This window comes from Bacillus sp. CDB3 (assembly GCF_002081505.1).
In the GTDB taxonomy this organism is placed as follows: domain Bacteria; phylum Bacillota; class Bacilli; order Bacillales; family Bacillaceae_G; genus Bacillus_A; species Bacillus_A cereus_AT.
On record NZ_ALBR01000027.1, the window covers coordinates 1 to 24193 of the forward strand.

Here is a 24193-nt window from a genome sequence, read left to right on the forward strand (position 1 = left end):
ATTTATTACACCTACACATAACACCTACTACTAATAATGTGTTATAATACGAATTAGCAACATAAAGGAAAGGAATTAGAAAAAATGACCTTACAAAATACTAAAAATTTAAAAAACAAGTTGCTCCTTTTGAAAAATCAACGGCAAAAAAAAGTATTTGGCAAATCATCAATACGGTAGTGCCATTTATTATCTTATGGTACCTTGCTTATAAAGGTTTGTCCGTTTCTTATTGGTTAGCATTAGTTCCATCTCTGTTAGCAGCTGGATTTATGACACGGATTTTCATTATTTTTCATGATTGTACCCATTATTCTTTTTTTAAAAGTCGCCGTGTAAATAGAATAGTAGGAACATGTATGGGTGTTTTAACTTTATTCCCGTTTGATCAATGGGGGCATGAGCATTCCGTTCATCACGCTACAAGTGGTAATTTGGATAAGCGAGGTACAGGAGATATTTGGACGCTTACAGTGAATGAATATTTAGCAGCACCATTTAGACGCCGTTTAGCATATCGTTTATATCGCAATCCGTTGGTTATGTTTGGATTAGGTCCGATTTATGTTTTCCTTCTTAAAAATAGATTTAACAGAAAAGGTGCTAGAAAGAAAGAACGCATGAACACTTACTTGACGAATGTTTTAATTGTTGCTTTAGTAGGGGTACTATGCTGGGCAATCGGATGGCAATCGTTTCTTTTAGTACATGGTACGATATTCTTAATAGCAGGTTCAGTAGGTATTTGGCTGTTTTATGTACAGCACACATTCGAAGATTCTTATTTTGAAGAAGATAAAGAGTGGGAATATGTGAAAGCGGCAGTGGAGGGAAGTTCATTTTATAAACTTCCGAAAATTCTGCAATTTCTAACTGGTAATATTGGATATCATCATGTTCACCATCTAAGTCCAAGAGTACCTAACTATAAACTAGAAGAGGCACATAATAATACGCTACCTTTAAAAAATGTACCAACGATTACTCTTGCTACAAGCTTGCGCTCTATTCGTTTCCGTCTTTGGGATGAGCAAAGTAACAATTTTGTTAGCTTTAAAGACGTCAAAAATTTAATTAAAAACAATGTTTCTGTTCAAGTGAAATCCGAACTATAACTTCATCATATTTAATTGACTCCCCGTAATCATTTTTGATTTAAGGGGAGTTTTTGTTTAAATAGTAGATGTCCGATATGGAGAAATTTTAAATGATTCAAATTATAATTGCGGTGGATTAGGAAATGTCATTAGGGATGGTTGGTTCCCTACTGGATTTAAATGAAAATGATGATTTTGCACCATTGATTTAAAAAGTGTTAGAATTCCCCATAGTATATAGCGAGCCTGAAGAACAGTTAGTAACAGGGTTTCATCTACAGCATTATCATTAGCTCCAGAAATCATTGAGGCAGTAATAGAAGGGGAAATGAAGTTTTTCTTTTTCATTGCAGGTTGAGCCCAAAGTAAAAAGGGTAGGATAAAGGGTATTAAATCGATAACATATTGAAAGTAAAAACGAGCATGCCTATTTATAGCGATAGGGTGCTCGTTTTCTTATCTATGCGCAGAAAGAAAAATTCATCTTTCACCTACAGTAAAGCTATTGATCTGTCCATGTTTGAGGAAGGAAAATTCTTTCGTGAATTAGGCTAAAACAAATCCCTTATTTTGGAGTTTGCACCTGAGCGGTTTGTTATAAATAAATGAAAAGAATCAAGTTTACTTGCTATTGAGATTTTTTCGTTGCAATTTACTTTTTGTTTGTTGTTCTTTCTACATCTGAAATGGGTAAGTCTGTGCCATATAGGTCTTGGGTAATATCTTTTTTGCTGTCGAGGGGTTGTTTCTCTTGAGATGACGTTTCTAGCATTTGTTCTTGGGCTTTACTAGGGGTATTCAGAGCATCCGATGGGACGTGATTAATGGGTCTGTTTAATAGATTTTCTTTATCCATGTTATGCAGCTCCTTTTTATTATGATAAAAATAATGTAAGTATAAATAGTCACTTAAATATTTTGTGTTTTTGGATGATATTATATACAAAGCTTATTTTGCAAAGTTAACTAAATGAATAATTATTAAGATGCACAAAATCAAAATTCTTAATAAAACTAAAAAGAGCACCACACACAAGCGCTCTTTAACATAGGAGGTAACATAGTACCTAGCCTAGTATCTTTTTCTGTTGTTGAATAAAATGGTAAAGCAATTTGTTTAAAGGACATTCCAATTCCTAAATCAATAATATCAATTACAATATTGTTTTTTATCTTATGGATATTAATTTGTAATACTCCATCATTCTTCATGACCTCAAATCCGTTTGGAATGATATTTGTTAGACACAGTTTTCATTTTTCAGGAACAGCATTTACATAAAGGGAATTTGTAAGTGTATGTTCATCTTTCGTTCATAATTATTGGTTATTGTAAAAATAGTGCAAGGAGAAATTCATTGTTCATGCAATGAATTTTTTTGGTTCCATTATACCTTCATAGCTACAATCCCCTGAAACACTTTTCATCATAATCGTCAGAGAGTAAATTACTACTCACAATAGGAAAGATATTTTTCATATGTAGTAAGAATAAATCAGAAGTATTTACAGAATAAAAAATTCACCAAAGAGGAGTTGAAGTAATATGAAATCATTGTATGGGAGATTTGTCATTATATCAGCGGTTATTATGGTGGTTAGTAGTGTAGTGGCATTTCTACTTACAAATATATTTTATCATGTGTATTTAAAACCATATAACAGTGAAAAAATTCTAAAATATGCCTTATATATAGAACATTTATATGATGAAGATAGCGAACTAAATAAAGAGACATATCTACAATCTATTTCAAATCTTGGTTTTGCAATCTATATGGTAGATGAAAAGAAGCAAGGAAAACGGTATGGAGAAGGCTTTAAAAAAATTAATATTAGTGATGAGGATATTGATAATGTACTAAATGGAAATATATATAATGGAATTGAGAACTATCCTAATCGATTGTTTTCCACTGGTTTTTTTGATAATACAGTAGCAAATAGTATTGGAATTCCTATTCATACCAATGGACAGCAATTTGCTCTATTTATTCGCCCAGATATTCAACAGCAATTTGGAGAGCTACGAATTTTTTACACAGTATTGTTAGGGCTAATTGTATTAATTAGCTTAACCTGTATAGCGGTAGCTACTCGTTTCGTTGTTCGTCCGATTCAAAAATTTACACAAGCGACACAAGAAATTGCGAGTGGTAAGTATGATTTAGTATTACCAGAATACCGAAAAGATGAAATTGGAGTACTTGCAAAGAATTTTCGTAAGATGGCAAAAAGGTTACAAAACTCTGAGCAAATGCGTCAAGAATTCGTTTCGAATGTTTCACATGAATTTCAATCGCCATTGTCATCTATTCAAGGGTTTTCTAAAACAGTAAAAACAGAGGATTTAACTGAATTAGAAAAACATCATTACTTGAGTATCATTGAATCAGAGAGCCAACGTATGTCTAATATGTGTAAACAATTATTAACACTTGCGTCACTCGATCAAGAAAAAATTACTTTACGTAAAGAATTTTTCAATCTAGGAAAACAAATAAGAAGTATTATATTTACGTCTGAGTGGGAATGGCAAGAAAAGGATCTTGCAATTGAAACGGATATTCCTCGTATCGAAATTTATGGGGGTAAAAATCTACTTCATCAAGTGTGGACGAATGTATTTACTAACTGTATCAAATTTACAGAAAGAGGGGAAAGTATTTCATTTGAAGCTGAAGAAAATGAATTAGAGTGGCGTATTGCTATTACTGATAGAGGATGTGGCATTCCTGAGGAAGAGATAAAAAGAATCTTTGATCGATTTTATAAAGTAGATTCAGCTAGAAATAGAAACATTAAAGGTAGCGGGTTAGGATTATCCATTGTAAAAGAAATCATTGAACTTCATGAGGGTGCAATAACAGTGGAAAGCGAGATAGGGATTGGTACAACCTTCACTATTTATCTTCCAAAAAATAGAGTAGGAATGGATGTAGATGATTAATAACGAAAAGATTCTTTAGAATGAGTCTCTTTTCGTATATATAATGAAAGGTTTGTACTTATATGAGGTGAGATCTCATTATAAAATTGTCTTTTGTAATGTTCCATTCATAATCTGTTCATATTCCTTAATTATGATAAGTGTATAGGCAAAGCACAAAATAAGGAGGGAATAGGAATGTTTTTAGCTCTTAAAGAATTAAAACAGTCAAAATTAAGGTACGGATTAATTGGTACAATCATGATTTTATTATCATTTCTTGTACTTATCATATCAGGGTTAGCGAATGGGTTATCCAATGCGAATGCTTCTTCTATTCTTGAAATGAAAGCAGAGAAATTTGTAGTATCAGAAGATGCTGAAGGGAAATTACTACGGTCTCAAATTAAGAAAGAAGATGTAGATAATGTATTAGCACAAGTTAATGAAAAAGAAGCGGTACCAATGCACATAGCAATGTCTACATTTGAGAAAAAGGAAAGTTCAAAGAAGGTTGACATTGCAATCTTTACAAATAAACAAAATTCATTTATTACTCCAAAAGTTATTGAAGGAAAATCAAGTGACTTAGCAGACAATGAAATTATTATTGATGAATCTGCGAAAAATAAAGGGCTAGCATTAAATGATGAAATTGTAGATCCTATATCTAAAAAGGTATTTAAAGTCGTTGGATTTACAGAAAATGAAATGTTTAGTCATGCACCAGTTGCTTATATGAATGAGAAAGTATGGGAAAGCATTGCACTTCCACATCAAAAAGAGTACAACGTTATTGCTTTAAATACTGATAAGGAAATTAATAATGCAAAAGTGGTTGATAAAAAAGAAGTATTACAAAGTATTCCTGGATATAAAGAAGAGCAAGGAACTTTAACAATGATTATTGCATTTTTACTTGTGATTACAGCGTTGTTAATTGGTGTATTCTTCTATGTTATTACTTTACAAAAAACGCAACAATTAGGTGTATTAAAAGCGATCGGGACAAAAAACTCTTATTTAGCTAGTAGCTTAGTAGTACAATCCGTATTTTTAACTGTTGTTGCATTAATAGTAGGTATTGGTTTAACACTCGCGGTACAAACTGTGTTCCCTGAAAGTATGCCGTTCTTACTAACAACGACAATGATGGTGCAGTATTCTATTATCTTTATCGTAATTAGCGTGTTAGGGACATTGATTTCTTTATACCAAGTGTTGAAAGTAGATGCATTAGAAGCTATCGGAGGTGGGATGTAATGGTGACAGATTTAAAGTGGGAGACACCAGCATCATTATTAAAACTAGATAAAGTCAGTAAAGTGTATGGGGAAGGCGATACGGAAGTGACAGCTTTACATCCCATCACACTAAATGTAAGAGAAGGGGAATTCATTGGTATTGTCGGACCATCTGGGTCAGGTAAAAGTACATTACTTTCCATTGCGGGAGCACTTTTATCTCCTTCTAAAGGTAATATTTATGTATCTGGTCAAGATATAACTAGTTTATCGGAAAAAGAAATGACGGATGTTCGTTTGAAACGAATCGGATTTATCTTTCAGTTTGCAAACTTAGTGCCATTCTTAACAGTTAAAGAACAGCTTCTATATATTGCAAAATTAAAAGGAGAAAATAAAACTGCAGCAAACGAATATGCAACTGAATTACTCAAAACATTTGGATTAACACATCGAATCAACCACTATCCTAGACAACTTTCTGGTGGTGAAAAACAACGTGTAGCCATTGCACGTGCTTTTATGAATAATCCAGATTTAATTTTAGCTGATGAGCCTACTGCTAGTTTAGACTCAAAACGTGCTAGAGAAGTTGTTGAAATGATGAAACATGAAGTAAAGAAAATAAAAAAGCAGCAATTATGATTACGCACGATGAAAAAATGCTTGATGTATGTGATCGTATATTGACGCTTAGAGATGGGAAATTACTACGGAAAAATGAGATTTGATAAAGACGCTCTTACAGAATTAGATGTAAGAGCGTTTTTTTATCAAAATAATGTTGGTAAGTATCATATCTAAAAACCAACTATCATAATGTAATGTATTTTTTAATTCATAGGTTGGTTGTAATTGGAAGTATAAATTGACCGTGAATTTTAAATGGAAATCCGAAAAACCACGTCAGGATAGGAATGTATACAAAATGAATAGAGTCATAGAAAAAAGGGGATTCCTTGTGAAAGTAGAGATCAGTTTTTTTGCTACCTATAATGATACGCTATGTTAACTTCATATGAATATATTATATAATAGATTTAAAAAGCGTTGGAGAGAACAATGAGTATAAACTATCCATTTAAACCAAAATCAAATCGCTACTTAGTACCAGGACAATTTTGGGCTATTCCTTTAGATAACAGGAAATTTGCTTGTGGCAGGGTAATTGAAATTGAACCAAATAGTAGAAGGGGATTTTTAGCAGCCTTGATGGATTGGGTCGGGGATAGTCCACCTATAGCTGAAGATTTAAAAGGGTGTAAAACATTAATACAAATGGATGTCCACATTAAAACCATACATGAAACAGCATTGGATGGTTGTATAAGTGGGTATCGTTCTTTAAAGTTAGATGGGATTGAAGAAGAGTATTTCACTTCACAATTGGTTCACGATGAGAATTGCATGTTAATGAAAGGATACTCAATACTTAGGCAGGCGACTCAAGAAGAAGCAGATACGTATTGTCAGCTAGGTTCCGCAGGCTATATGATGATTAAATGTTACGCAGAAGATTTATTAGCAAGTAAATAGCTTCCGATAACGATAATTATGTGTAAATAAGCTGCCCAAATGGACAGCTTATTTTATTTTTTTGCTTTGTATTTTTTCATAAATGCTGGAGGTATCCCCCATGTCCATCAAGCTACGATTGAGTTTCCTATAAACTAATGTCCTTGTTACCTACATGATTGAATTATTATTTATTTGTTTTTAAAAATACGCATACCAAATAAACCTTGATAAGGTGTATTTTTTAGATTATGCAGTTTTCTGTTCGGTATTGGATACAGTGTACTGATAAACGACACCTAAAATATCAAGATGGTCTTTTCGTCCATTTTTCTGTGAATTATGGATATAAATTTATCTTAGGTTGATAGTGATGTGCTGGTACCCCTATTTGATCTTTTGCTCAAATTTTCATTGATAGATAATTATGTCGGTGTATGATCGGGAAAACAATCATTTCTAAACTGCCTGGGGGTTAAACCAGTGTATTTTTTAAAGATTTTTATAAAATAACTTTGGTCGTTGAAATTCAGCCACATGCCGATGTCTAAAATCGAATAATTTGTTAAAAGTAATAGCTTTTTTGCTTCGTCAACTCGTTGCCGTTGAATGTATTCACTTAGTGGTTTACCAACCTCTTTTTTAAAAAGTGATGATAAGTAATTTGGGCTTAAATGACACATTTGTGCAAGGTGATCAAGTGTGATATCGTCATAAAGATGGTCATAAATATAATGTTGGCAAGCTGTAATTGTTGCAGAATATTTTTCTTCATTTAATTGATGCACACGATTAGTAAAATCCATTATGGCTTCTTCCATTAATTTTAATATTGCTTTTAAGCTTCCTAATTCCTCGAGTTGTTGAATATAGAAATCATTTAAGGTAAAGGCCGTTTCATCGTTTAAACCACCTTCAATGGCCGCTCTGCAAACAAGAGCAATTCCGGTAATCATTAAATTTTTTTCACTTCTTAGGCGATTTCGTTTCGATAATAATCCTAATTCCGCCTCACCGACAATAGAGTAATCGAAGATATCCTTTAATTTATTTATCCGTCCTTTTTTGACATAATCAAGCAAAACTCGTTCATATGAAAGATTGGAATGGAAAATGAAATTCCTTCTCCCTTTTGAAAGCTCAAGATCCGGATGCTCTAATTCAATCATATCAAGGGTCAGCGCTTTATTATTTTGGATGACTATCGTTTTATCAAGCTTTTTATGGTACATCAAATAATAAACCAATAGACTAATCGTTAGGAATTGTTGACTATCAATAATGGGGATGGAGCGATAGTACTCAATGAGTTTCCTTTTATTCAGGCTTCCGTTAAAAGCATCAAGGATCTTACTAATATTTTCATCAGATATTTCTGAATCAAGGGTAGGGCCTAAAATAATGGTGCCTAAAAATAGGTTCGTTTTTTTAGATTGATAAAGAAAAAGTTCAAATTTGAATTCGAAAAGAAGATAGGAAAATCCTTAGGATTCTCTTCGTAAGTATAGACACTGATTTGCTCTTTGAACTGGCTGTAATATGAATGCCCCCCGTAAGTCTCTACTTGAAAATTCGTATTCAATCTCACCAAATTGATTGACATAATAAACAGGTATTTGATGAACTTCATAAATAAGCTCACATATATATTGTAAATCTTGTATGACTATTTCCATCTATTCCATAAACTCCATTCATTTTTTTGAAATTGGCTATATTTTTATAATACTTAAATAAATACTATTATTCGTAAGATAATACAATATATCTTTTTATACAAGCAATAAAATGATTGATGTAAGAAATTATAGGTAGGGAGGAATTAAACATGGAATTATCAAATAAAATTGCTGTCATAACTGGTGCAGGAAGTGGAATCGGAAGAGCAAGCAGTTTGAAACTTGCTAGTAACGGTGCAACAGTTGTATTAGTCGATTTCAATGAGGAAACAGGAGAAGAAACGTTAAAACTTGTGAAAGAACAAGGTGGAGAAGGCATCTTCGTCCAGGCCGATGTCTCGAAAACTGAAGATGTGCAAAACTATGTAAAGAAAGCAGTCGAAACATATAGACGTATCGACATATTTTTCAACAATGCAGGTGTTATCCAAAATTTCGCACCTTTCACTTCAATAGAAGAATCCGAATTTGACCGCATTATGTCTATCAATGTAAAAGGGGTTTTCCTTGGAATGAAATATGTGTTAAAAGTGATGGAGGAGCAAGGAAGTGGCTCAATTATTAATACTGCTTCTACTGCAGGGGTTCGTCCTGAACACAGTGTAGCTGTATATTCTGCAAGCAAACATGCGGTTGTAGGCTTAACTAAGGGTGCTGCATTAGAATATACGAAAAAAGGAATTCGTATAAATGCACTCTGTCCTGGCGGTGTGAAAACAGCATTAACAACAAGTGTTGAAGCTCAGTTTGCAAAAGGTGGATACGTTCCGGAAGAGATTTCCAATATGAGAATGGGTCGTTATGCTGATCCGAAAGAACTCGCTGAAATGGTTGCTTACTTAGCATCAGATAAGGCAAGCTATATGTCAGGTTCAATTGTTCTTGTAGATGGCGGGCTAACTTTATAGTCAATAAAAACTTCGAGTAGGATTTTTCCCATTTAATAATTAGGGGCAGTTATGACTGTCCCTAATTTATTTTTTTAAACCTGACTCAATCATTCATGTGTGCTGTTAAAAGATTAGCAAAGTTTTGTGCTGTTTGTGTTAGGTAATGATTCTTTAGCAAGCCTGTCGATGCAGCTAACTCCCTATATGTAATATTGCAAGCAACAATATCGTCGTTATTGTATTTTTTTACTTAGCGTTGTTGTTTAGCCCGTTTTTTTTAGAAATGCTAAGGATACCCCTTAAAATACGAATGGGAATCCAATATATATTTGGAAGGATAATGCTCCATTCATACTCTGTTCATAATCCTTATGTAATATAAAACTTGTAATAGGAAGAGAAATTTTGTAAAGGGGTGATTGATGTGCTAGCATCTGCTATTACATTTATTACAGCAGCACTTATTTTTTATTCAATTGGGGTTTGGAGTGAAAAGATTCAAAAAACATTAAAACCTTGGCATGTGATTATATTTTGGGTTGGATTAGCATGCGATACGATTGGTACTACATTAATGGAGAAAATGGCTTCAGAAGGTTCTCTATTCAGCTTTCATGGGATTACGGGTTTATCAGCAATTTTACTTATGTTATTTCATGCTGTGTGGGCCACTGTAGTTTTAAAGAAGAAGGATATAAAAATGATTGCAAAGTTTCACACATTTAGTGTAATTGTGTGGTTCATTTGGTTAATTCCATATATTTCAGGACTTGTATATGGGATGACCAACAACTAATAAAAGGAATTTGAACTTTCTAAACGTATTATACATTAGGAGATATAAGAAGAAGCTAGAGAAATATTTAAACAATTTGTTTTCCTTTAGCTCACAATCCATGTATTGAGAATGGAAAGGAAACAGAAAAAACGTATATTACATTATTAGTAAAACCCCCTTAACATGAGTTGAGGGGGCTTTTATTAATAATATAAAGCAATTTAATAAATCTATTGGTCGAACGAGGGAAGGTTGCTCTTAGTAGTAGAATAAGCATTAAAAACATCCATTTTTAAATTGTTTAGGTGAAACACCAGTATGTTTTTTAAAGACCTTTGTAAAATGACTCTGATCATGAAAATTTAATAGTGTAGAAATTTCGGATATAGAATGTCTCGTAAAGGTCATTAAATTTTTTGATTCATCGATCTTAGCACGCTGTATATATTCGCCTAGTGAAATTCCAATTTCTTTTTTGAAAAGGGAAGATAGATAACTAGGATTTAATGCGACTATTCCTGCTAGTTGGGATAGTGTGATTTCTTCGTAAAGATGAGTAAATATATAATTTTGACATACGTTTATAGGTTTTGAATGTTTTTGTATTGTCCCATTTCTTACTCGTTCTGAGAACTCAAGTAAAGCATTCTCCAAAAATGGAGAAATGGCTTCACTTTTATTTATTTCTTCGAGTTTTTGAATAAATAAATCACTGAGGGTATATGCGATTTCAGGGAATAGTCCACCATCTATAGCTGATCTAGTCGCAAGTGTAATTGCTGCGATGGCAGAATTCTTCTGGCTTCGCAAATGACTTGTTTTTGATAACACCCCAAGATCCCCTGATTCAGGTAATCTCCTTAGATTTTTAATTAAATCATCCTTTTTCCCAAGCTTAATACACTCGAAAATTTCTCTTTCAATTAGTGGGTCGATATGAGTTAATGTACTTTGACGTTGCTCCGATATCTGTATATCAGGCTGTTCAATCTCAAAATCATCCTTTTTTAATAGTATATTTTTTTGCAAAATATCAGCAACATCTAATTTTTGTTGATACAGCATGTAATAAAGAACCATACTTATATTTAAAAAATTCAAATTGCTTAAGATGGGGAGAGAATGATAATATCGTATCATTTTCTCGTTGTCTATTTTTAGTTGAAGATCATTAACGATTCCTTTAATTGATGTTTCTGATAATCTGGAATAGAGGACAGGTCCAACGATGATATTCCCACTAAGTTGATCGTTCAAACGTAAGCTAATTGAGAAGAAATTTTCAAGAAAAGAAGTCTCTTCTAGTACTGGAAAAGTATAGGGTGGATTTTCCTTAAATAGTTGATTAAGTAACTCCTCTTTTGAAGAATACAAAGGGTTATGCTGAAAATTGGGCGAGATTTCAAATGCTAACTCCCCTTTGTTATCAATGAAAAAGATAGGTGTTTTATGTATGTCAAAGACTAGCTTACAAATATAATATAAATCTTCTAGTTTGGAGAAATTCATTATTTTAACCTCTATTCATTAAACATTAGCCAATATATGTACAAGTTAAAGGCAATATAAAATCCTCTCTTAAGCAAAGGTTTCACAATAAGAGGGTACATCTTATGTTACTCTGCAACGTAATCATAAATATAATCAGCCAAAATTTTTACAAGTATTCTAAAAAATATACCATAATATCTAAAAAATAATAACTATAATGACATTAAGAAAGCGTTTACTTAACTATTTATTAGGAGGGCTATCATGAAAAGAGATATTAAGAAAATCATTTCACAAATGACATTAGAAGAAAAGGCAAGTCTATGTTCTGGATTAGACTTTTGGAATACAAAAGGGATTGAGCGATTAGGAATTCCTTCTATTATGGTAACTGATGGACCACATGGGCTTAGAAAACAAGCAGAGGGAGCAGATCACTTAGGGATTTATAACAGTATTCCATCGACCTGTTTCCCATCAGCAGTAGGGTTAGCGAGTACATGGAATAAAGAATTAATAAATCAAGTAGGAGTTGCATTAGGAGAGGAATGTCAGGCTGAAAATGTAGGTGTTCTCCTTGGACCAGGTGCAAACATAAAACGTTCGCCGCTATGCGGAAGAAACTTTGAGTACTTTTCAGAGGACCCATATTTATCATCACAAATGGCTGCAAACCATGTGAAAGGCGTACAGAGCCAAGGGATTGGAACGTCATTAAAACATTTCGCTGCTAATAATCAGGAGCATCGCAGAATGTCTGTAGATGCAATTGTTGATGAAAGAACATTGCGTGAAATCTATCTTGCTAGCTTTGAAGATGTCATTAAGGAAGCACAGCCTTGGACAGTAATGAGCGCTTACAACAAGATAAATGGTGAATACGCTTCGGAAAATTACTATTTATTAAATGATATTTTAAAAGATGAATGGGGATTTGAAGGTTTTGTCGTTTCTGATTGGGGTGCAGTAAATGAGCGTGTTGAAGGTTTAGCTAACGGTTTGGAGTTAGAAATGCCTTCAAGCTTTGGAAGTGGTGAGAAGAAAATTGTCGACGCAGTTAACTGTGGTGAGCTATCTGTAGAAAAGCTTGATCAAGCTGTAGAGCGAGTACTTTACATTATTTTTAAAGCTTATGATAACCAATTAGAAAACGCTGTGTATAGTAAGGACGCGCATCATCAGCTTGCTAGAGAAGTTGCAAGTGAAAGTATGGTTATGTTGCAAAATGAAGATTCCATTCTTCCGCTGAAAAAAGAGGGAACGGTAGCGGTAATTGGAGAATTTGCAAAGCAACCACGTTATCAAGGCGGTGGAAGCTCTCATATTAATCCAACAAAACTTGAGAGTATTCTTGAAGAAATTGAAACTGTATCAGGCGAAAAAACGAATATACTATTTGCTCAAGGTTATGATCTTGCTAGCGATGATATAGATGAAAACATGATTAATGAAGCAAAAAAGATTGCAGAAAGCGCAGATACAGTGGTTCTTTTTGTTGGACTTCCAGATCGTTATGAGTCAGAAGGTTTTGATCGAAAGCATTTACAAATGCCAGAAAATCACGTTCAATTAATTGAGGCTATTGCTGAAGTTCAAAGTAATATCGTTGTAGTTTTAAGTAACGGAGCACCGATTGAAATGCCATGGATAGGTAAAGTAAAAGGAATACTTGAAGGCTATTTAGGTGGGCAAGCATTAGGCGGAGCAATTGCTGATTTGTTATTTGGTGATGCGAATCCAAGTGGGAAATTAGCAGAAACATTCCCGAAAGTTTTAAGCGATAATCCTTCTTACTTAAACTTCCCTGGTGAAGGTGACAAAGTGGAATACAAAGAAGGTGTTTTCGTCGGATACCGTTATTACGATAAGAAAAATATTGAACCATTGTTTCCATTTGGTTTTGGGTTAAGCTATACAAACTTTGAGTATAGTAATCTTTCAGTAGATAAGAAAGAAATAAAGGATACGGAGACAGTTTCTGTCACTGTAAACGTGAAAAATATTGGTAGTACGGTAGGGAAAGAAATTGTTCAACTCTATATAAAAGATGTTGAAAGTACTATGATTCGTCCTGAAAAAGAATTAAAAGGATTTGAAAAAGTAGAATTGCAGCCGGGAGAAGAAAAAACGGTTAACTTTACTTTAAATAAAAGATCATTTGCTTATTATAATGTTGAATTGAAGGACTGGCATGTTGAAACAGGTGAATTTGAGATTTTAGTAGGTAAGTCTTCAAGAGAGATCGTTTTACAAGATAACATGCATGTTCAATCAACGACTATAATTCGAAAACCAGTGCATCGTAATACTTTACTTGGGGACATATTTGCGGACCCAATTTTAGCACCAATCGCAAAAGGGCTTATGGAAAAAGCATTAAAAGATAGCCCGTTTGCTAGTATGGCTGAAGGGGATAGTGATACATCTGAAATGATGGAGGCTATGCTAAACTATATGCCGTTACGAGCGTTAGTGAATTTTAGCGCAGGTGCTTTTACAGAGGAAATGTTGAGTGAAATCATTGGGATATTGAACGATGCGCAGATGAATTAATAAGCGGTGAATGCAAGGAAGTTAGTCGGGAGATAATGGTCCGTAAATGCCCGATTGGTTTGGGCTAATAATCAGTAGGGATGGACAAAATTCCACTGATTAAAGTTTTACTTTATACATTTGAACATTCTTTGGTGAATTTTATTTCATTGTAGGACGTTTCTCCAATATGCAAAAAAGGTAAATGAGAGCTAGAATCTCATTTACCTTTTTTTGTGATTATTTTGCTAATGTAGAATGATATGCGTGTCTATCCTCTTTAATCATCACTTATAAATATGAGCGATGAGCTGGCCATGAACCTTGGAGTTTACGAAGTTGTATAATTTGTCCTGTATGATAAGCATCGTGCAAAAGGATATTCAAATATTGTTGCCAAACTGGTAGAGAAGGACTTGGTTGATCCAGTGCTGCTTCTTGAAGGGATGTTAATGAAGATTGTAAGGCATCATGTACTTGAAGCGTTCGCTTCACTGTTTGCTGCCAAGCATCCTCATCATTAGGTCCACCTTGGACAAACGTGTCATCATTATTTTGTGGAGCAACAAATGTGTCATCTTGATGTAAGCGGGAAAGTAAGCGCTCTTTAAAGGTTAGTAAATGGTTTGCATTTTCCCAAATCGTATTACTGGACTTTCCTTCTGGTTGCCAACATGCTTGTGCAGCGGTAAGATTCTTTAACGCCTCTGATATCGGTGGGTACCATTCTTCATCGTAAAAAACTTGTTTGACTCCATTTTGTAATATTTCTTTTTTACCCATTCGTATAGCCTCCTTAACTATGAGATAGACCAACAATAAGTGTTAGAGAAATTAGGTAGAAACGTACCTACTTATCATCTGATTGATATTTTGAAGTTTCTAAAGGAACTATATGACGCCGTTGTAGCAATTGCAGAAATAAACTTATGCTTTCTAAATCATTTTTCTTACTGCAATAAATTCTCCTTTCTCTTCAAGAAACCTGCCTCATAGTTGAGCAAGAAAATCAACTGCAAATTAAATTTAAAAATTCTAAAAATATAGAAGGTATAATTCGATGGATATAGAATTTAATATATAGCAAATAAGGAGGGGATGAAATGGAAGTTTTTCATGTAACGAGTAGAAAGAGGGAAACATACAACGTTCAAATGAAGTATTCGATACTTTTCGAATGTGCACTTGGCATTGCGGCAATTACTCATAAGAGGTTAATCGACACGCTTGAAAAGACTCAAAGTGAATGGGAGGAAACAAGGAAATCTTTACCTCATGAAATGATAGAGCATTTACAATTTGTTGAGGAGCACAATACATGGAAAGCGTTGCTACAGTTACTGTATGATGGAGATTTTACGGACTTATCTCAGTTTGCTCACAATATCAATTCGCTATCAGAATTAGATTTTAAATATGTATGCTTACCATTTTTAGGAGAAATCCATCAAGAAAAGAGACGTTTAGCAGCTAGCGGAGAAGTTTCAGCAGCACAAGAACTAATGGAATTAACACAGGAACATCAATTTTTCTCTGCGTATATTGAGTTTATATGTAATACAGATATGCAATTATTAAAAGGGCATTTAATCGCTGTTATGACAGGATGGTATGAGAGTGTTATTAAGAAAGAGGAAGAGCAACTACTTTCTATACTAGAGCGAGATTATGAAGCGAAAAATGAAATGAATAAAAAGATGAAACCGGAAGAGTTTGTCGAGTGGGCAACAGGTGGAGTTATATATATGCCAGAACCAAGTGTGCATCATGTACTTCTTATCCCGCAAATCACATACAGACCGTGGAACATAGAAGCAGATATTGAAGACACGAAAGTATTTCATTATCCGGTTGCAAACGAAAGTATACATCCTGAAGATCCGTATGAACCGAATTATTTTTTAGTTCAAAAACATAAGGCTCTTGGGGATGAAGCGAGATTACGAATTGTAAAAATGTTGTTTGAAAAAGAACGTACATTGCAGGAAATTACAGAAAGACTGCAACTTGGTAAATCGACAGTACATCATCATTTGAAGCTACTACGTTCAGCGAAGCTGGTTGATATACGCGAAGGGAAATATGTATTGAGAAAGAAAGCAGTGCAGTCGTTAGCGAAAGAATTAGAAGTGTTTTTGAATAGATAATTTACAACGAGAATGTACATAAAGGGAGGAATTTAATAGAAAAGTTGGTGTGTTAAATTGAAAAATGTATTGAAAAATCGTTCGTTCTTTTTTATGTGGATTGGTAGTGCGATTTCAGAATTAGGCGGGGCTTTTGGAACGTTATGTAATTCAATTCTTGTATATGAGTTAACAGGATCGAAAACAGCATTAAGTAGTATGTGGTTATTATATTTTATCCCGTCACTCATACTGCAACTAATAAGTGGACCATTTATTGATAAATGGAGCCGAAAGTGGATTATGATTTTTTCGCAATGGATGAGGGCCTCTGTTTTCATACTGCCTTTAGTAATGCTAGTTACTAACAGCGTAGAAGTTTGGCACGTTTACGTTGTTCAAATTATAGTAGGGCTCATTACGCCGCTATATACACCTGCAAGTCAAGCGATCACACCTACCGTTGTAAGTAAAGAGCATCTTCAAGACGCAAATGCGTATATCGATGGAATGACTCGTCTTATGATGTTTCTTGGCCCAGTAATAGGTGGTATTTTCATTAAGATTGTTGGAATTGAACTTACACTATCTTTCGTATGTATTTGTTTATTTATAAGTGGAGGATTGTTATTTTTCATAAAAGAAAAAGGGTAAAACAAGAACTGAGAAAAACGTGGCTAGAACAGTTTTTTCACGGTTTTACATACTTTTTCACAAAACCAATAATCGTTTGGCTCGGTATATTTCTTACTTTTGTGCAATTTGGGGTTGGGGTAACGATGGTTACAAATCTTCCTTATATAAAAGATGAGCTGTCAGCGGGGTATGCGGAGTATGGCTATTTCATGGCAGGTTTCCCACTTGGCTATGTAGTTGGATCTATACTAGTCGGAAAAGTAACATATAAAAGCCGGCGTATACTTATGCTTGGAGGATTGTTTATAGGAGGGCTCACATACATTTCTCTAGGGTTCAATCATAGTATAGTAATTGCGGTGTTCATTGAAGTAATTGCAGGGATTTGTATTGCATTTTTTAACGTTCATAACACGACAATATGCCAACAAGCCGTTCCAAATCATATGATAGGAAAAGTATTTTCAGTGCGACTATTTTTCATACGATCAGCTATGCCATTAGGTGTGTTTCTAGGGGGAATACTGAGTGAAATGTGGGGAGTAAGAGTATTATACTTTATCATCGGTTCGATTATATGTGTCACTTCTTTAATAGGGATATTGCTACCGTATTTTAAATTTTTAGATGAGTCGATCGAGGAGAAGTCAGCATAATTCTAAAAATCAGAAACTTTTTAATTGAAAATAATTATCATAATCAATTATAATGGGAGAATACTAGTATTCGTATTACAAAGAGGGAGTGGAATATATGTTTATCGAAACAAAGACATTTACAGTAAAAGAAGGTACATCTAATATAGTTGTAGAACGTTTCACTGGAGAAGGTATTATTGAAAAATTTGAAGGCTTCGTCGACTTAAGTGTTCTTGTGAAAAAAGTTAGACGCGGAGACGAAGAAGTTGTAGTTATGATTCGCTGGGAATCGGAAGAAGCATGGAAGAACTGGGAAACGAGTGAAGAGCACTTAGCTGGACATAGGACGGGCCGCGGTAAGCCAAAACCAGATCATATCATTAAGGTTGAGCATGGAGTTTATTATGTGAAATCATCAAAATCGGCTTATCAACAGTCGTAAAAATATAAGCAGAGGATACATGTTGTAGAAGCTCACATGTATCCTCTTTTTTAGTACTGGAGGGATGTAAATGAAAGAAAATCTTTCATTCATTACATATGAAAAACATAAAAAATTGGTACAAACAATATTAAATGAAAGTTTATCTATGTATAAGGTAAAGGGATTAATGCTCATCGGATCTATCGCAAGAGGTGACGCATACCCCGAATCCGATTTAGACTTATATGTTCTCTTAGAGAATGGGCAAAAGAAAGATTTTCATTCTGAAATGAGAGAGGGTATTTTAATTGAATATAAGTATGCAGATTTTAATCAAGTTCAATTAAATTTTAACAACAATCCAATGGAACTATATTCTTTTTTAGAAGGGGAAATTTTATTTGATAGTAACGGTGAGTTGAGAAGGTTAAAGGAAATAGCTCAACATAAATATGAAAATTATTGTGTTTCTAGTGATAAAGTAAAGGGTATTTCTCATTGGTTAAATAGTTCACTAATAAAAATTCAATCTGCATTGAAAGTAAATGATGAGCTAAAAGCTTCCTACATAATTCATACATCAACTTGGACCATTATAGAAGGAATATGGGCTATTAATAATAATCCAGCACCTCCAGCGGGATCTGTTTTGAAGTATATGCAGACGCTATCTAATAGACCAAGTAATTTTGATGAGTTGATTAATAAAGTGTTTTTAGGGGATACGACAGAGCGGATTTCTTCAGCAGTTTTCTTGATTGAGTGGGTTTTACTCAACTTGGAGAATAGATAGTATGACTATTATAATTGTCAACTTTTATAGGTAAATCGATATTCCGTGTCGAATTGTTCATATAATTCCATTAACTGTATTCTAAATGTTGCATTTTAAAAAACGTTCTAGACTATAGGGAAAAGTATTAGACTATTAAAAAATAGTCTTAGACTGAACACTTGAATACCTTTCTTTAAACATTTAAGTGTTATCAATATGAGTCTATATAATTTCTGTTTAAAGGGAGATGAGTGGATGAGGTTGAATCATTTGAATCTTTGTGTTGAGGATTTATCAGAAGCTAGACATTTCTTTGAAACATTTTTTGATTTTCAATTTTTGGAACAAAAGGGAAAGGCACTTGTAGTGATGAGTGATGAGAGTGGATTTATACTCGTGTTAAGTGATCCAAAAGCATTCAAGGAGAAAAACGACGTTACATATCCTGAAGCTTTTCATATTGGTTTTTTGGTGGAAACTTCAAGTGAAGTTGATCAAGCATATAATCGTTTAGTAGCTGGGGGCATTGAAATTGAAAAGGAACCTTATGCAATGAGAGGTAGTAGTTATGGTTTTTATTTTACAATATTTAATGGCTTATTAATTGAAGTTTCTTGCCTTGATTATAGAGATGGTAAGAAAGTTTCAAAACTTAATGGCACTCATCAAGAGTAATTGTTTGTAGGTGTATATATAGCCTCTTACCCGGTTTGGGAAGGGGCTTGTTACCATTTAATAGAACACTAAAGTAAAAGAGGAGCGTCATTTAGTCAGAAATTCGACTTATGAGACAACACCTTTATTTTTTAATCTAACTGAATTTCAAATTCAAGCACAGTTTGGTATTTCATAGGCATATTTCGGTATTTGAATTGTAAGCTTATTCCATATGGATTATCAGGAAGGGCAGGAGATACAACGAAATGGTGGCTCATATGTCCATCCGTACCACCACCACCACCTTCTGACCAGCAATCGTATGTATCATCTATTGATAATTGAAAGAAGCTATGAGGCTTATCTTCATTAAAAACTTCATTCGTTGAATCCCAATCGCTATATAAATAAACTATACTAGCATTAGAATACTGACGAATAAAGGTCACGGTATACATGATGCCTTTATGTTCATACGTTTTAAAAACAGGTATATGTTTTTGAAACTTAGCCGGTTCAACCCGAGGTTTAAATTCTTCTTCGTCCATCATAGAGGAGAATAATGAATTTAAATAGTCTGGGTAAAATCCATATTGCTTTGCCCAATTATAAATTGCTTCATCGGGCGGAAAACCAGGATTTCCATTCGAAAGCTCTTTTCGTTCTTTTAATAAAGAACAAATTTTTTCATCAATAGAAGATAAGTGTTCATCGTAATGATCAGTAGGGCGTTCAAAAGACATGTGGTGCATAATCATTCCTCCTTTTCTAATAGTTTAACAAAAAATGACAGACTACTGTATTACATAGTCTGTCATTTTTATTTTAATTTTTCACATCATTATACAATTCCAAAGCCTCTTTCACACTCAACCCGTTTTTCACAATACCATGTATCGCTTGTATCATCGCAGCTGGGTGTTCAGATTGCCATATGTTTCGGCCCATATCTACGCCAATTGCGCCTTCTTGCAGTGCATTATACGTAATGTTTAATGCGTCTTCGATTGAATCTAGTTTCGGTCCGCCGGCGATGACGACTGGGGCAGGGCATGTGCTCGTTATTTTTTCGAATCCTTCGCAGTAGTACGTTTTAATAATGTCAGCTCCCATTTCAACACATACGCGGGAGGCGAGTGCTAGAAAGCGAGCTTCACGTTTTTGTAGTTCTTTCGCAACGGCGGTAATACCGAGTACTGGCAGGCCGTAATCGTGAGCCTCAGATACTACATTTGCGAGATTTGAAACGGTTTGTGTTTCATAGTCTGATCCTACAAAGACAGAAACGCCGACGCCAATTGCGTTTTGTTTTACTGCTTCTTTCACAGGTGTAACAATTGTTTCATTAGCTAAATCTTTACCGACGACGGTTGCACCGCCTGATACACGCATAACCATCGGTGTGTTGCAGTTTTCAGGTATACAGGAGCTGAGTACACCTCGTGTTAAAAAGAGGGAGTCTGTATAAGGAAGCAAGTTTTTAACTGTTTCTAACGGTTGTTCTAGTCCATGAATTGGTCCTAAAAAGTAGCCGTGATCTATCGCTAACATAACTGCTCTGCCATCAGGTAAAATTGTGTTTAATCGATTTTTAAATCCCCAAGTCATTAGGAATCACTCCTTCGTTAATGTTGGATTTTCAGTTTGTACTGTATCTTTATTTGGTAAATGTGGTGATTTTATAAAAACAGCTTTAAAAGGTTTGTCAGAATGGTTAATAAGATAGTGAGATTCATGAGGGCGAATTTGCAAGACATCACCTTGTTTGATTGGAACTCTTTCGTTATTCACATAGAAATCTATTTCGCCTTCTAACGCATAGAAGACTTCTTCGCACGTTGTATGATAATGATTTTGAAACTCTTGCCCAGGCTGAATAACGACAAGCCCAAGATCAATATTCGGACCTTGTATTAAATATTTCGGGCCGTTATCACCGAAGCGATAGGAGAAGTCATTTTCATTCGCTTTTAACATACATTTCACTCCTTTATGTAATGTGTTACAGTGCACCAGGCGCAATCCACATATGTGAGGTGAGCCCTTTATCGGCTAAAGCGAGCTGACTGTTATACACAGTTTTCCATGTTTCATAGAATTCCTTATATAGTTCATGATTTTCAGTGACTGGCTCAAATGTTTTTTCCCACTGTACAAACTGTTCGGCAGTCTCTGCCATAGATGAATATATGCCAGCACCAATCCCAGCAGCAATTGCAGTTCCTAAAGCTGCTGCTTCTTTCACAACTGGTACTTTCACAGGAATTCCGAGTACGTCTGAAAGAATTTGTGGCCATAGTTTTCCTTTAGCAGCACCGCCAGCAAAAACGACTTCGGAAGGGAATGTACCTGTGAGATTTTCAATTAGTTTTAAGTTGCCAAGTGTAACGAAGGCGGCATTCTCTTCAATCGCCCGGAACATTTCTTTCTTACCGCATTTGTCAGCCTCTAAGCTTAAATTTAAAAAAGAAGGTGCGGCATGCCGCCAAGAAATGTAGTTCATGACGTTTGAAAAAGTGGGGATAATCCCATGTGAACCTACAGGTACTTCGTTAGCTTGTTCTTCTAATAATTCATAAGCATCTATACCGAGTTTTTCAGCAAGTTTCTTTTCTTCTTGGCAAAAAGCATCTCGAAACCAGCGCATAACGAGACCTGGAAAAAAGGCGATCGTTTCATATTGCCAAAGGTTAGGAACGACATGGCAATTTACGCGAAGTGCCGCATTTGGATCAGTTTCTGATTTTGTTATATTTACTTCTTGCTGCCAAAAGCTACCTCCGCATATTAATGTTTGATTTGGCTTAACGACTCCAGTTCCGAGTGAAGCCATTTGAGCATCACCACCGCCAGCAACGACAGGAATTCCTTCATGTAATCCTGTTAATTCAGCACTGCGTTTTGTGATATTCCCGATAACTGTACCAGCTTCATTTACTTTTGGAGCAAAGGCTAGAGCAAGACCGCATTGCTCAGCAACAGAGTTATCCCAGGCTCTATTTTGTAAATCGAATATACCGGACGTACATCCGTTTGAAGGGTCAATTTGCAGTACACCACACAATTTATATAAAATCCAATCGTTTAACATCGTGAAAGAATGAATGTTTCTGTATACGTCTGGCTCATGTTTTTTAATCCAAAGTAAACGAGGTAATGCGCCTAACGAAAATGTTTGACCTGACCTTTTATATAAATCTTCTTCAAGTTGTGACCGGATTTGCTTTAGTTCACTAACTTCAGCTGATGCGCGGCCATCAACATTTGCACAAGCCCATATTTCTTGCCCGTTTTTATCGTATAAAACAAAGCCCTCACGCATGCTCGTTGCACTTATACCTTTAATAGAAGAGGGGGACGTATTAATTTTTTGAAGAACATCTTTCGTACACTCTTGAACGAGCTTCCAATTTTCTTTTACATCAAAATTCATAGAACCGGGATAACGAATATCTGATTTATGAATCCATTCTTTTTGACTAACAGCAAGTTGATTACCGTTTAAATCAAAAAGAACTGCTCGAATACTTCCTGTACCAGCATCGTAAGCTAATAGAGTAGACATTAAGATGCACCTTCCTTTCTTAATAAAGAGAGGGCAGTTTCTTCATCAGTAATTAATGTATGAATGAATTTTCCTTTTAAGGCGCCGTATATTGCATCTATCTTTTCTATACCGCCAGCTACACCAACGACATGCTTCATATTTTTAAGAACAGAGAGTGGTGTGCCGATAAGACGATTATGATGAGGAAGTTCTAATTGTTTTCCGGCAGTATTGTAAAATTGTCCTAAAATATCTCCGGCCCCGTTCTGACTACGTATATATGTCATTTCACGTAGTGTTAGTTTTTCTTCTTTCACAATTGTGGCGTCTTGAGATAAGCTGCCAATGCCAACTACTGCTGTATGCGCGAGTGAAGCGACGTGAAGCATATCTTTCACGCTCGGTTCTGATAGAATAATTTGCGTCATTTCGTTTGTAGATGTAAGAAAAGGGGTAGGAATAATATGAAGGTCGCCTTGCATGTAGTTTAAATAGCTTTGATTTCTTGGAATATAGTGGTTTACGCCTCCTGTAAGAGTAACGATTGAGAGATTCATAGAAGTTTCAAAATGAATGTTTTCTAGCATTTTACTAATCGTTTCGCCCCAGCCGATGCCGAGTAAATCCCTCTGTTGCAATTGAGTTTCTAAATATTGTGCGGCAGCTTTTCCGAGTGAATATGCATAATCTTCTGTTGGCGTTGGAATAACGAAAGCATCTTTTAGATGGAATTTTTTTATTAGGTCACGTTCAATACTTAAACAGTGCAAGCCAGAACCTTTAACGTGGAATGTAACTACGCCTTCCGTGCGCGCTTTATCTAACAACCGAACGACTTTATTTCTTGAAATGTGAAGAAGTGAAGCAATTTCTTGCTGGGTTAATTGATCTTTATAATAGTACCAAGCTACTTTTGTTAACAAATTGTCTTCAAAGTTGAGCTGTGACATACTCTTCATCCCTTTCAACAATTGACCACTGCTTAAACATATGTGTTCGTTATTTTGATTATTCCAGTTGAAGCGATAAATAGTCCGGTGAAAAAAGTGTTCTAGATATGAAAAAAGGAATATACAATGCTACAAAACAAGTAGAACAAAAAATCATTTTCTCAAAAAATGTTATGGATAAAGTGAAACTTTAATCAGTGGGGGTTTTGTTCATCCCCACTGATTATTAGCCTTCACCAATCGGGCATTTACTGGCAGTTTATCTCATACCTAACTTCTTTGCCC

At 34.7% G+C, this 24193-nt stretch carries 20 protein-coding genes and 5 pseudogenes; 14 read left to right on the plus strand and 11 right to left on the minus strand.

The window, feature by feature from the left end:
* Positions 1-84: 84 nt before the first annotated feature.
* Together desA and CDB3_RS09385 are read left to right on the plus strand one after the other, a co-directional pair.
* Positions 85-1115 (plus strand): annotated as a pseudogene (desA, locus tag CDB3_RS09380) (Delta(5) desaturase DesA).
* A gap of 164 nt (positions 1116-1279) precedes the next feature.
* Positions 1280-1452: pseudogene (locus CDB3_RS09385) on the plus strand (hydroxylamine reductase); the annotation flags it as partial.
* Between the two features lie 297 nt (positions 1453-1749).
* Here the strand turns inward: CDB3_RS09385 and CDB3_RS09390 are convergent.
* Positions 1750-1953 carry a hypothetical protein gene (locus tag CDB3_RS09390; RefSeq protein ID WP_128854262.1) on the minus strand — a complete coding sequence of 68 codons (204 nt, stop codon included), beginning with the start codon at positions 1951-1953 and terminating at the stop codon, positions 1750-1752.
* Positions 1954-2111: 158 nt separating this feature from the next.
* Positions 2112-2402 (minus strand): annotated as a pseudogene (locus CDB3_RS09395) (hypothetical protein); the annotation flags it as partial.
* A gap of 241 nt (positions 2403-2643) precedes the next feature.
* On the opposite strand from CDB3_RS09395, the gene CDB3_RS09400 reads away from it, so the two are divergent.
* From CDB3_RS09400 to CDB3_RS09415, 4 genes and pseudogenes are all read left to right on the plus strand, one after another.
* On the plus strand, positions 2644-4047 hold the full coding sequence (locus CDB3_RS09400; RefSeq protein ID WP_128854263.1) for a sensor histidine kinase: 1404 nt from the start codon (positions 2644-2646) through the stop codon (positions 4045-4047).
* A gap of 177 nt (positions 4048-4224) precedes the next feature.
* Positions 4225-5289, plus strand: a complete 1065-nt coding sequence (locus tag CDB3_RS09405; RefSeq protein WP_128854264.1) for an ABC transporter permease — start codon at positions 4225-4227, stop codon at positions 5287-5289.
* Positions 5289-6001: pseudogene (locus CDB3_RS09410) on the plus strand (ABC transporter ATP-binding protein). The gene CDB3_RS09405 and the pseudogene CDB3_RS09410 overlap by 1 nt, the downstream one beginning before the upstream one ends.
* A gap of 331 nt (positions 6002-6332) precedes the next feature.
* On the plus strand, positions 6333-6806 hold the full coding sequence (locus CDB3_RS09415; protein ID WP_128854265.1) for an Imm26 family immunity protein: 474 nt from the start codon (positions 6333-6335) through the stop codon (positions 6804-6806).
* A gap of 404 nt (positions 6807-7210) precedes the next feature.
* Here the strand turns inward: CDB3_RS09415 and CDB3_RS32250 are convergent, their stop codons facing one another.
* The gene (locus CDB3_RS32250) at positions 7211-8017 is read right to left on the minus strand and encodes a helix-turn-helix domain-containing protein (RefSeq protein WP_256869719.1); all 807 of its coding nucleotides are present in this window, start codon (positions 8015-8017) and stop codon (positions 7211-7213) included.
* Between the two features lie 252 nt (positions 8018-8269).
* On the minus strand, positions 8270-8461 hold the full coding sequence (locus tag CDB3_RS32260; protein ID WP_256869720.1) for a hypothetical protein: 192 nt from the start codon (positions 8459-8461) through the stop codon (positions 8270-8272).
* A gap of 152 nt (positions 8462-8613) precedes the next feature.
* Between CDB3_RS32260 and CDB3_RS09425 the strand changes: the two genes are divergently transcribed.
* Together CDB3_RS09425 and CDB3_RS09430 are read left to right on the plus strand one after the other, a co-directional pair.
* Positions 8614-9372, plus strand: a complete 759-nt coding sequence (locus tag CDB3_RS09425; RefSeq protein ID WP_128854266.1) for an SDR family NAD(P)-dependent oxidoreductase — start codon at positions 8614-8616, stop codon at positions 9370-9372.
* A gap of 406 nt (positions 9373-9778) precedes the next feature.
* Positions 9779-10150, plus strand: a complete 372-nt coding sequence (locus CDB3_RS09430) for an HsmA family protein (RefSeq protein ID WP_128854267.1) — start codon at positions 9779-9781, stop codon at positions 10148-10150.
* Between the two features lie 258 nt (positions 10151-10408).
* Here CDB3_RS09430 and CDB3_RS09435 read toward each other — a convergent pair whose 3' ends face one another.
* On the minus strand, positions 10409-11641 hold the full coding sequence (locus tag CDB3_RS09435) for a helix-turn-helix domain-containing protein (RefSeq protein WP_128854268.1): 1233 nt from the start codon (positions 11639-11641) through the stop codon (positions 10409-10411).
* Between the two features lie 246 nt (positions 11642-11887).
* Here CDB3_RS09435 and CDB3_RS09440 point away from each other — a divergent pair, with 246 nt between their 5' ends.
* Complete coding sequence (locus CDB3_RS09440; RefSeq protein ID WP_128854269.1) at positions 11888-14176, plus strand: glycoside hydrolase family 3 C-terminal domain-containing protein; 2289 nt, start codon at positions 11888-11890, stop codon at positions 14174-14176.
* Positions 14177-14446: 270 nt separating this feature from the next.
* On the opposite strand, the gene CDB3_RS09445 is transcribed toward CDB3_RS09440, so the two are convergent.
* Positions 14447-14938 (minus strand): DinB family protein, encoded by a 492-nt coding sequence (locus CDB3_RS09445; protein WP_128854270.1) that lies wholly within the window; start codon positions 14936-14938, stop codon positions 14447-14449.
* A gap of 320 nt (positions 14939-15258) precedes the next feature.
* Between CDB3_RS09445 and CDB3_RS09450 the strand changes: the two genes are divergently transcribed.
* From CDB3_RS09450 to CDB3_RS09470, 5 genes and pseudogenes are all read left to right on the plus strand, one after another.
* The gene (locus CDB3_RS09450; RefSeq protein ID WP_128854271.1) at positions 15259-16302 is read left to right on the plus strand and encodes an ArsR/SmtB family transcription factor; all 1044 of its coding nucleotides are present in this window, start codon (positions 15259-15261) and stop codon (positions 16300-16302) included.
* A 57-nt stretch (positions 16303-16359) separates the two neighbouring features.
* Positions 16360-17573: pseudogene (locus tag CDB3_RS09455) on the plus strand (MFS transporter).
* A 97-nt stretch (positions 17574-17670) separates the two neighbouring features.
* Complete coding sequence (locus tag CDB3_RS09460) at positions 17671-17997, plus strand: antibiotic biosynthesis monooxygenase family protein (protein ID WP_128854272.1); 327 nt, start codon at positions 17671-17673, stop codon at positions 17995-17997.
* Positions 17998-18067: 70 nt separating this feature from the next.
* Positions 18068-18772 carry a nucleotidyltransferase family protein gene (locus CDB3_RS09465; RefSeq protein ID WP_128854273.1) on the plus strand — a complete coding sequence of 235 codons (705 nt, stop codon included), beginning with the start codon at positions 18068-18070 and terminating at the stop codon, positions 18770-18772.
* A 237-nt stretch (positions 18773-19009) separates the two neighbouring features.
* Positions 19010-19429 carry a VOC family protein gene (locus CDB3_RS09470; RefSeq protein ID WP_128854274.1) on the plus strand — a complete coding sequence of 140 codons (420 nt, stop codon included), beginning with the start codon at positions 19010-19012 and terminating at the stop codon, positions 19427-19429.
* A gap of 131 nt (positions 19430-19560) precedes the next feature.
* Here CDB3_RS09470 and CDB3_RS09475 read toward each other — a convergent pair whose 3' ends face one another.
* From CDB3_RS09475 to CDB3_RS09495, 5 genes are all read right to left on the minus strand, one after another.
* Positions 19561-20163, minus strand: coding sequence for a chorismate mutase (locus CDB3_RS09475; protein ID WP_128854275.1), 603 nt, complete (start codon positions 20161-20163; stop codon positions 19561-19563).
* A gap of 73 nt (positions 20164-20236) precedes the next feature.
* Entirely contained in the window at positions 20237-21019 is a 783-nt protein-coding gene (gene lsrF, locus CDB3_RS09480; RefSeq protein WP_097830408.1) for a 3-hydroxy-5-phosphonooxypentane-2,4-dione thiolase, read from the minus strand.
* Between the two features lie 6 nt (positions 21020-21025).
* A complete protein-coding gene (locus tag CDB3_RS09485; RefSeq protein ID WP_128854276.1) occupies positions 21026-21388 on the minus strand; it encodes a cupin domain-containing protein in 363 nt (120 codons plus the stop codon).
* 25 nt (positions 21389-21413) lie between these two features.
* Positions 21414-22976: an autoinducer-2 kinase gene (gene lsrK, locus CDB3_RS09490; protein ID WP_128854277.1), complete on the minus strand. Its 1563-nt coding sequence runs from the start codon at positions 22974-22976 to the stop codon at positions 21414-21416.
* The gene (locus CDB3_RS09495) at positions 22976-23908 is read right to left on the minus strand and encodes a sugar-binding transcriptional regulator (protein ID WP_128854278.1); all 933 of its coding nucleotides are present in this window, start codon (positions 23906-23908) and stop codon (positions 22976-22978) included. The genes lsrK and CDB3_RS09495 overlap by 1 nt, the downstream gene beginning before the upstream one ends.
* Positions 23909-24193 lie beyond the last annotated feature (285 nt).

What these genes read in the sequence shown, in the direction of transcription:
- CDB3_RS09415 (WP_128854265.1), top strand. Translation starts at nt 6,333, where the DNA reads ATGAGTATAAACTATCCATTTAAACCAAAATCAAATCGCTACTTAGTA.
- CDB3_RS09435 (WP_128854268.1), bottom strand. Translation starts at nt 11,641, where the DNA reads ATGAATTTCTCCAAACTAGAAGATTTATATTATATTTGTAAGCTAGTC.
- CDB3_RS09460 (WP_128854272.1), top strand. Translation starts at nt 17,671, where the DNA reads ATGTTTATCGAAACAAAGACATTTACAGTAAAAGAAGGTACATCTAAT.
- CDB3_RS09450 (WP_128854271.1), top strand. Translation starts at nt 15,259, where the DNA reads ATGGAAGTTTTTCATGTAACGAGTAGAAAGAGGGAAACATACAACGTT.
- CDB3_RS09390 (WP_128854262.1), bottom strand. Translation starts at nt 1,953, where the DNA reads ATGGATAAAGAAAATCTATTAAACAGACCCATTAATCACGTCCCATCG.
- CDB3_RS09485 (WP_128854276.1), bottom strand. Translation starts at nt 21,388, where the DNA reads ATGTTAAAAGCGAATGAAAATGACTTCTCCTATCGCTTCGGTGATAAC.
- CDB3_RS09405 (WP_128854264.1), top strand. Translation starts at nt 4,225, where the DNA reads ATGTTTTTAGCTCTTAAAGAATTAAAACAGTCAAAATTAAGGTACGGA.
- CDB3_RS09495 (WP_128854278.1), bottom strand. Translation starts at nt 23,908, where the DNA reads ATGTCACAGCTCAACTTTGAAGACAATTTGTTAACAAAAGTAGCTTGG.
- CDB3_RS32260 (WP_256869720.1), bottom strand. Translation starts at nt 8,461, where the DNA reads ATGGAAATAGTCATACAAGATTTACAATATATATGTGAGCTTATTTAT.
- CDB3_RS32250 (WP_256869719.1), bottom strand. Translation starts at nt 8,017, where the DNA reads ATGTACCATAAAAAGCTTGATAAAACGATAGTCATCCAAAATAATAAA.
- CDB3_RS09440 (WP_128854269.1), top strand. Translation starts at nt 11,888, where the DNA reads ATGAAAAGAGATATTAAGAAAATCATTTCACAAATGACATTAGAAGAA.
- lsrK (WP_128854277.1), bottom strand. Translation starts at nt 22,976, where the DNA reads ATGTCTACTCTATTAGCTTACGATGCTGGTACAGGAAGTATTCGAGCA.
- CDB3_RS09445 (WP_128854270.1), bottom strand. Translation starts at nt 14,938, where the DNA reads ATGGGTAAAAAAGAAATATTACAAAATGGAGTCAAACAAGTTTTTTAC.
- lsrF (WP_097830408.1), bottom strand. Translation starts at nt 21,019, where the DNA reads ATGACTTGGGGATTTAAAAATCGATTAAACACAATTTTACCTGATGGC.
- CDB3_RS09475 (WP_128854275.1), bottom strand. Translation starts at nt 20,163, where the DNA reads ATGCACCACATGTCTTTTGAACGCCCTACTGATCATTACGATGAACAC.
- CDB3_RS09465 (WP_128854273.1), top strand. Translation starts at nt 18,068, where the DNA reads ATGAAAGAAAATCTTTCATTCATTACATATGAAAAACATAAAAAATTG.
- CDB3_RS09470 (WP_128854274.1), top strand. Translation starts at nt 19,010, where the DNA reads ATGAGGTTGAATCATTTGAATCTTTGTGTTGAGGATTTATCAGAAGCT.
- CDB3_RS09400 (WP_128854263.1), top strand. Translation starts at nt 2,644, where the DNA reads ATGAAATCATTGTATGGGAGATTTGTCATTATATCAGCGGTTATTATG.
- CDB3_RS09425 (WP_128854266.1), top strand. Translation starts at nt 8,614, where the DNA reads ATGGAATTATCAAATAAAATTGCTGTCATAACTGGTGCAGGAAGTGGA.